Origin of the sequence: Streptomyces sp. NPDC005820 (assembly GCF_040630255.1) — a bacterium.
Taxonomy (GTDB): domain Bacteria; phylum Actinomycetota; class Actinomycetes; order Streptomycetales; family Streptomycetaceae; genus Streptomyces.
The window spans coordinates 1-7,890 of sequence record NZ_JBEXXE010000106.1; the positions used below are offsets into that span (position 1 = coordinate 1).

Below are 7,890 nucleotides of genomic sequence, written 5' to 3' on the forward strand. Positions count from 1 at the left end.
AGCACCCCCCGGATCATCAAGGACAGGGGCAACGAGTCATACCGGCCCTGAAGGCCACGAGCCCGAACCGGGCTCTACGAGGAAGGTAATGGGCAGAGCGGAGTGCCCGGCCGAGGAGGACACCGGCTCCCGCCCGCCCCGGGGATGGCGTCGCGTCCCGTCGGCCCCACCCGACTGTGGCCGGATTAGCCGTCTGACGGATGTTCCATCGCCGCGATACTCGGGGCTGGGCAATCCGTCCCGAATTTCCGTTCCGAACTTCCGTCTCCGGAGGCCGCCGATGCCGCAGATCAGTGTTCACACCGCCGTGCTCGACGCCTGGCTGTCGGGTGCCGAGAGCGCGTACGGGCAGGTCAACCCCGCGGGGCCGCTCTACGTCGGTGGCGCCGCCGCCGAAGCCGCGCTCACCGACCCGAGTGACTCCCTCTACGGCTTCTGTTCCAGCCCGAGCGGGTCGCAGGGCAGCTGGTGCTGCTGATCGCCCGGGTCACCACGTGAGTGGGGGAACCGCGCCGTCCCGGTGCGGAGCCGGGCGCGCGGTTCCCCCCGCTCCTTCCGGACGTACGGGCAGGCCGGCGCACAACTGGTGGAACAGGGACGGTGGACGGTGAACGGTTCTGCTCCGGTGAAGCCGGTGGACAGGGACGAGACGGAATGGTTCGCCCGCCCCGTCCGCACGCTGACCCGCCCCTGGCGGGAGGAGCTCGCCCGGCGGCTGGCGGACGTCGACGCCCTCGGCGCCGGGGAACGGGACGTGGTGCTGGCGGCCGGTCACACGGCGCTGCTGAGGTCCCTGCACGCCAAGCTCTCCCGGCTGTTCCTCCTCGAACTCCACGCGCTGCGTATCGCGACGGACGGTGGGGCGGCCGGTCCGGAAGCGGGGACCGGATCGTCCGACACGGCCACCTGGGCCGCGTTCATCGAGCTGGCCGCCGAGGAGGGCCATCTCGAGCGGCTGGCCGGCCGCTATCCCGTCGTCGGGCGGCGGATCGCGTCGGTCGCAGGGATGTCGGTGGCCGCGACGGCCGGTTTCGCCGAACGGTTCGCCGCGGACCGGGAGCTGCTGCGCCCGTTGTGCGGAGCCGACGCGGGACCGCTGCGGGGTGTGACCTTCGGGGCGGGCGACACCCACCGGGGCGGACTGACCGTCAGCCGGGTCGACTTCGACGACACGAGCGTCATGTACAAGCCCCGGTCGTCCCGGATCGACGTGGCGCTGGGCGGGCTGCTGGAGGAGCTGTTCGCGGACCTCGCCGACGCCCCGGCGCCCGACGAGCGCATCCGGGTGCCGCGCACACTGGCCCGCGAGGGCTACGGCTGGGCCGAGTTCGTCCACCACCGCTACTGCGCCGACGACACCGAACTCGCCGTCTTCTACCGCAACGTCGGACACTGGCTGGCCGTCCTGCGGCTGACGGGCGGCACCGACATGCACGCCGAGAACATGATCGCGGCCGGTCCGGTGCCGGTCGTCGTCGACGCCGAGACCCTGTTCGACTCCCCCGCCCCGTTCCCGCCCAGCGGGCGCGGCGACGCGGTGGACGTGGCGGCCGCGGCGATCCGCCGCACCGTGCTGCGCACCGGACTGCTGCCCGTGCGGGGCACCGGTTTCGCGCTCGGCGGGGTCGACATCTCCGGAGTCGGGGCGCTGCCCGGCCAGCAGCCGCTGATCCCCCACCCGGTGATCGCGGAGGGCGGCACCGGCGCCGCCCGCTTCGAGGTCGGCCTGGTCGCCATGCCCACCGCGGGCAACCACCCGAGCCCCGCCCCGGTCCTGAGCGCGTACTGGGACCGGGTCCTCGCCGGGTTCCGCGAGATGACCGCGCACCTGCGACGCCCGGGCACGGATCCGCACCGGTTGCTGCGCCGCTTCGAAGGCGCCGAGGCCCGGCGGATCCTGCGGCCCACGCAGGCCTATGTCGACATCGGCCGGATGCTGTGGCACCCGGCGTCGCTGCACGACGAGCCCGCGGCCGTCGAACGGGCCCGGGACATCCTGCGCCGCAACGCCGAGGTGCTCCCGGGCGCGCCCACCGACCGTGTGGCCATCGACGGGGAGATCTCCGACCTCCTCGTGGGCGACGTACCGATGTGCACCTTCACCGTGGACTCCGCCGCGGTCGCGGCCACCGTACGGGACTGGCGGACGGCCGACCTGCCACTGGAGGAGTCGGTGATCCAGGACGCCCTGGTCGGCGCCTACCTCAACGAACGGTCGCTGCCCGGCCGGGTGCGGGCCGCCGCCCACCGTCCGCACGCCCGGAACCGGGAGCGGCGCCGTCGTGACCTGGCGGCGCAGATGGTACGGCGCCTGTGCGACGGTGCGGTGCGCGGCCCGGACTCCACCGTGACCTGGATCAGCCCCGTGTTCACGCCCGCCGGATGGTCCATCAGGGTGCTGCCCGCCGACCTCTACACGGGGCAGGGCGGGGTCGCCCTGGCACTCGCCGAATACGGGGCCGAGGTACGGGCCGGACGGGCGGACGAGGTGCCCGGGGTCACCGACACCTTCGACGGAGCGCTACGGGTCCTGGTCGCCACCGAGGACGAGACGCCCACACCGCCCTCGGCAGGAGCCTTCAGCGGCGCCGCGTCCCAGGTGTGGACGTGGCTGGCGCTGCACCGCGTCCTCGGCGAGCCCTGGCTGCTGCGCAGGGCCGCCCTGCGCGCTCTCCCCCTGGCACAGGGCCCCCTCGTCGAGAACGACGTCGAGGTCGACCTCCTCAACGGTGCCGCCGGCGCCGTCGTCCCGCTGCTCGGCCTGGCCGCCGCGACCGGACGGGACCGCTGGTCGGCCGCCGCCGCCCGCGTCGGCCGACGGCTGACCGCACTGGCCGTCCACGACACGGCCGGCGCCCGCTGGACCACCCGGCTCAACCCGCAGGGCATCGGCGGTTTCGCCCACGGGGCCACCGGCATCGGCTGGGCCCTGGCCCGGCTCTCCCTCAGCGACGCGGGCACCGCCGCCGAACGGGACGGCTGGCGACACCTCGCCGAACAGGCCTTCGCCTACCAGGAGTCCCTCTGGCAGCCCGGCCAGGGCAACTGGCTCGACGCCCGCGTCGGCGCCGAGGAGGACTTCTTCACCAGCTGGTGCCACGGCAGCGCGGGCATCGGCATCGCCATGCTCGACCTCCACCGGCGCACGGGCGATCCCGCCCGCCTCGACATGGCCCGCCGCGCCGCCCGCGCCTGTGCCGCCGACGGCTTCGGCTGGAGCCACACCCTCTGCCACGGCGACCTCGGTCTCTGGGAACTCCTCACCGCCCTCGATCCCGACCGCACCACCCGCCTAGACGCGGAGATCCTCACCAGCCTCGAACAACGCGGCCCCACCGGCGGCCTGGCCCGCGAGGCCTTCTCCCCGAGCCTCATGGCAGGCCTGGCCGGAGTCGTCCACACCCTCCTGCGCATGCACCCCGCCGCGGACCTCCCCGACCCTCTCCTCCTGGACCACGGCACACGTGGGTGAGGCGTGTCGCCGACAGGCGGTGCCACAGGTGCACGGCCCTGGCCGGAGTCCGCCGCGGGCCGTGGGCGCGGCCCGGCAGAGGGACGCCATGAAGCGGCCCGGCAGAATGTCGCCATGAGCGAGAACCAGAACACCAGTGCGACGGCTGTCCCGACCAGGCCGCCGCTGACGGCCGAGCTCACCGGTGCCGAGCTGCTGCGCTGGTACTGGACGCTGGACGAGCTCACCGGTCTCGCCCGCACGCTGGACATCCCCCGACACGGCGGCAAGACGGCCCTCACCGCCCGGCTCGCCGCCGCGCTGGACGGCCTGCCCCTGCCGGCCGCCCCGGCCCGCCGCCGCCCGGCGACCGCCCAGTTGACCGACCCCGTCGACGGCGACACCGTGATCCCGGTCGGCCAGCGGTGCAGCCAGGTCCTGCGCAGGTACTTCCTCGAGGCGATCGGCCCCGGCTTCCACTTCGACGCCTTCATGCGCGACTTCGTCGCGCTCAACCCCGGCCGGACCCTCGCGGAGGCGGTCACCCACTGGCACGCGACCCGCCCGGACGCTGCCCGGCCCCGCGAGATCGAGGCGCAGTTCGAGTACAACCGCTTCACCAGCGCCTGGCACCGCCGGAATCCGTCCGGCACCCGCGCCCAGGCCCTCGAAGCCTGGCAGGCCCACCGCGCACTCCCCCAACCCCTCAGCGGCGACTGACGGCACGGGCACCGGACTCTGCCCCGGAGTCGGGCCATGGGGTCCTTGTGGCGCGGTCGTCGGTTGTCGAGGGTGTCCTTGAGGACTGCTTCGGGTCGAGGGCGTCCACCATGAGTTCAGGAGATCCTTTGACGCGCGAGCACTTGGCGATGAACGCATCCGCGCAGCAGAAGCCCAAGGCCAAGCCGGTGCATCGGGCGGTCGGTGCGCGGGGCTGGACGCCCGGGGCGCCGGTGGACCGGGGCGGTGTGACGGCGCTTCAGTCGGCTGCGGGCAATGCCGCGGTCGCCCGGCTGGTCGAGGTGCAGCGGTCGGACGTCTCCGGGAGCATGCCGGCCGTCCAGCGCGCCGCGCTCCATGTCACGAACCAAGGGGACGCGGGCGCGGGCCCGCAGACCGTGGACTCCGGCGACGAGCGGGAAGTCCGCCAGTTCGTCTTCGACTCGATGGTCAAGGGCAACCACGAGGCGGTCTCCCTCGTCATGAACCGTCTCGAAGCGCTGGTTCCGCAGCCGGCCTACCTCGCCAACCTTCGCGAGGTGGTGGCCGAGGCCGCCGCCCCCGCCCAGGAACGCCCGCGCATCCCGTCCCTGGTCCACTTCATCTGGATCGGCGGCCACATCAGCAAGGACGCCCTCGACAACGTCCTGGCGTGGGCGAAGAAAGCGCAGAACACCGACTGGCGCATCAATCTCTGGACGGACAAGCGCAGTGCCTGGTCGGTGGGCGACACGGCCAAGGTGACCTGGACGAAGGCGATCGGGTTCAAGCGCATCGAGGACGCCCTCGACAAACGGGTCGCGGCCACGTACGAGAAGGCCACCGCGGGGCCGACGAAGGCCTATCCCCTGGCCTCCGACATCGCCCGGTACTGCATCCTCAAGAAGCATGGCGGGGTGTACGCCGACGTCGACCTGGGGTCCGGGACGATCGATCTCAAGGACACGCAACCGAGGCTCCGCGAGAACGACATCCCGGCCCTCGGACCGCTCATCCGTGACCAGAGCAGTCTCAACGCCCCCCTCTCGGCGGTGGGGGCACCGCCCGTCACGGGTGCGCCGACCTCGGAGCAGATCAGGACGGCGGCACGCTACCTCCTCGACACGGGCGGATACGGCAACCACTTCATCATCGCGCAGCAGAACTCCGCCGTCATGGAGATGATGATCCGGAAGATCGCGACGTCCGTCGGGGAGATGAACGCCGAGGAACTCCACATGGTCGGCCCCGCCGCGACCGGTCCCTTCGCCCTCATCCGGGCGGTCGACGAGCACCTCAGCTCCGAATTCGGCGTCCAGAGCCTCCAGGCCGGCGAGCACCAGCTGTTCCAGCAGGCGGGGCAGCAGTTCCACGACCACATGCAGTGGCTGACCGCGGAGAGCGAGAACCAGAACTACTGAGGCTCTTGGGTACGTCAAGTCGCTTGGCGTACCCCGCACATGCCGGAGGAGCGCCCGGGGCTGGAACGCGCGGCCGCCCTGATCGCGACCACGCCGCGCACACCGACACGCGGTTGCGCGCCCGGTGGGTCCGTTGGCCCTCAGGGCGCCCAGGGCACTCGTACCTCCCGCTAGCCGGGGTTCTTGTCGGCCGTGACCAGCAAGTACTCCCAGTCCATGGCTCCGTCCGCGAGGTGCTGGGCGGCCAGATCCGTGAGTACCGTGTCCAGGGCGGTGACCTTGTCGGGGTCGTCGGCCAGCGAGCCGTAGACGGCGACGGTCGGGCCGTAGCAGGCCTTGAAGAACTCCCGGAACTCCTCCGGCCTGGAGAAGCGGTCGACGCGGAGCATACGGCGACGGGCGTCGATGCCGCTCACGCGGTCGCCGAGCAGAGCACGCACATGACTCTCGTCGCCCCACAGCGGCGCCGGCTGCGCGCCGGGCGGTGGCGGTGGCGCGTACGGGCGCATGGCGGTGAACATCTGCCCGACGAACCCTTCGGGAGTCCAGTTGATCAGGCCGATCGTCCCGCCCGGGCGGCACACGCGGACCAGTTCGTCCGCCGCCTGCTGGTGGTGCGGGGTGAACATGACTCCGACGCAGGACACCACGGTGTCGAAGTCCGCGGCCGGGAAGGGCAGTTGCTCGGCGTCGCCCTCGCGCCATTCCAGCTCGGCGCCCCGCTCCTCGGCGAGGTGTCGTCCGGCCTCGAGCAGTTCCGGGGTCAGGTCCACGGCCACGACCTCGGCCCCCACGAGGGCGGCGGGGATGGCGGCGTTCCCAGAACCGGCCGCGACATCGAGCACCCGGGTCCCCGGCCGGACGCCGCTCTCGCGCACGAGCACGGGTCCCAGGTCCGGGACGACGTCCGTGGCGACGAGGGGATAGTCGCCCAGCGCCCACAGGGCGCGATGCTTGGCCTTCAGGGCCCGGTCGGCCTGCGCCGCGTCACTCGACTCGGACATGATGGATCCCTCCGCTGCGGTGCCGTGGGCGTACGGTCCCGGGCGGTGGCCGGCGCCCGGACGCGTCCACCCGAGCAGCGCCGACTCCGGCGCTTCCTACGACTGTCTCACGCTTCGCCGCGCGCCGCCGGGACTCGGGGCGGGGCGGAGGGGGCGGTGATCGACCGTGCTGCGTCGCAGACTGCGATCGCGGCCGCGTCCCGTCCGGGCGACCATGACAGGAGCAAGCACAGTCGGCGTCTCATGCCCGCGATCACGGAGGTGGCCGCACTGCACACCGCGTTCCCCGTCGTCTTCGCGATCTGTGCGGCCCTGAGCAACGCGCTCGCGACGGTGCTGCAGCGCAAGGCGGCTCTCAGCGTGCCGCGCTCCTCGGGGTTGCGGGCCGGGCTGATGCTCGATCTGCTGCGTCGGCCCGTCTGGCTGGCCGGCATGGTCGCGGTGATCGCCGCCGCCGTCTGCCAGGCGGTGGCACTGGCCACGGGGCCGCTGACGATCGTGCAGCCCCTGTTCGTGCTGGAGCTGCCCCTCACCCTCATCGCCGCCTCCGTACTGATGCACCGGCATCTGCCGGGCAGGGGCTGGCTCGCGGTGGTCACGGTGGTGGCCGGCCTCGCGGTCGCACTCGCCGCCGCCTCCCCCACCGGCAACCGCACCCATGTGCCGCTGGACCGCTGGATCCCCGCTCTCGCCGTGTGCATGGGGACGGTCGTCGTCCTCGCCCTCGCGGCCCTGCGACGCCCGGAGGGCCGCGCCCGGGCGGCCTGCCTGGGTGCGGCGACGGCGATCAGTTACGCGGTGACCGCCGCGCTGATGAAGTCCTCCACCCACATCCTCGACGAGCAGGGGCTGGTGGGTTTCCTCTCCGCCTGGCAGACGTACGCGTTCGCCGCGACCGGCGTGTGCGCGCTGTTCCTGCTGGAGAACGCGATGCAGGCCGGCCCCCTGGTCGCTTCGCAGCCCGCGCTCACCCTCGGCGACGCGACGGTGAGCCTCGTCCTCGGCATCACGCTGTACGAGGAGGTCGTCCGCTCCGGGTGGTGGCTGCTGCCCCAGCTGTGCGGTGTGACGCTGATGGCCGCCGGGGTCTTCGCCCTGTCGCGGATTCCGCTCACCCGGACACTGGTGGCTCCTGAGGAGGCGCGCCGGCGCCGGTAGCGCACACAAAGCAACGACAGCACAGAACACGCGGGGGGGTGGTTCCTGCCCGTCGGCAGGAATCCTCCACCCTGTCCCAGCTGCGCGAGCTGATGAACTACACCGCGGCCTACGGCACCGCCGCCGAGGCGATGTCGGGCCTCGGCCCCGACGACGG

Annotated in this window: 6 protein-coding genes; 5 read left to right on the forward strand and 1 reads right to left on the reverse strand. The window is 72.8% G+C overall.

Annotated features, from left to right (window positions below; all coding sequences use genetic code 11):
- Window positions 1–280: 280 nt before the first annotated feature.
- From ABZ464_RS51665 to ABZ464_RS51680, 4 genes are all read left to right on the forward strand, one after another.
- The gene (locus tag ABZ464_RS51665; RefSeq protein ID WP_359289929.1) at window positions 281–478 is read left to right on the forward strand and encodes a DUF6229 family protein; all 198 of its coding nucleotides are present in this window, start codon (window positions 281–283) and stop codon (window positions 476–478) included.
- 129 nt (window positions 479–607) lie between these two features.
- Entirely contained in the window at window positions 608–3,472 is a 2,865-nt protein-coding gene (locus ABZ464_RS51670; RefSeq protein WP_359289931.1) for a type 2 lanthipeptide synthetase LanM family protein, read from the forward strand.
- Between the two features lie 114 nt (window positions 3,473–3,586).
- A complete protein-coding gene (locus ABZ464_RS51675) occupies window positions 3,587–4,171 on the forward strand; it encodes a DUF6434 domain-containing protein (RefSeq protein WP_359289933.1) in 585 nt (194 codons plus the stop codon).
- A 149-nt stretch (window positions 4,172–4,320) separates the two neighbouring features.
- A complete protein-coding gene (locus ABZ464_RS51680) occupies window positions 4,321–5,571 on the forward strand; it encodes a glycosyltransferase (RefSeq protein WP_359289935.1) in 1,251 nt (416 codons plus the stop codon).
- Window positions 5,572–5,741: 170 nt separating this feature from the next.
- On the opposite strand, the gene ABZ464_RS51685 is transcribed toward ABZ464_RS51680, so the two are convergent.
- Entirely contained in the window at window positions 5,742–6,575 is an 834-nt protein-coding gene (locus ABZ464_RS51685) for a class I SAM-dependent methyltransferase (protein ID WP_359289937.1), read from the reverse strand.
- Window positions 6,576–6,818: 243 nt separating this feature from the next.
- On the opposite strand from ABZ464_RS51685, the gene ABZ464_RS51690 reads away from it, so the two are divergent.
- On the forward strand, window positions 6,819–7,733 hold the full coding sequence (locus tag ABZ464_RS51690) for a DMT family transporter (RefSeq protein WP_359289940.1): 915 nt from the start codon (window positions 6,819–6,821) through the stop codon (window positions 7,731–7,733).
- The last annotated feature ends 157 nt before the right edge of the window (window positions 7,734–7,890 follow it).

Coding starts and splice junctions, on each gene's coding strand:
- ABZ464_RS51680 (WP_359289935.1), top strand. CDS start 4,321: ATGAACGCATCCGCGCAGCAGAAGCCCAAGGCCAAGCCGGTGCATCGG.
- ABZ464_RS51685 (WP_359289937.1), bottom strand. CDS start 6,575: ATGTCCGAGTCGAGTGACGCGGCGCAGGCCGACCGGGCCCTGAAGGCC.
- ABZ464_RS51675 (WP_359289933.1), top strand. CDS start 3,587: ATGAGCGAGAACCAGAACACCAGTGCGACGGCTGTCCCGACCAGGCCG.
- ABZ464_RS51665 (WP_359289929.1), top strand. CDS start 281: ATGCCGCAGATCAGTGTTCACACCGCCGTGCTCGACGCCTGGCTGTCG.
- ABZ464_RS51690 (WP_359289940.1), top strand. CDS start 6,819: ATGCCCGCGATCACGGAGGTGGCCGCACTGCACACCGCGTTCCCCGTC.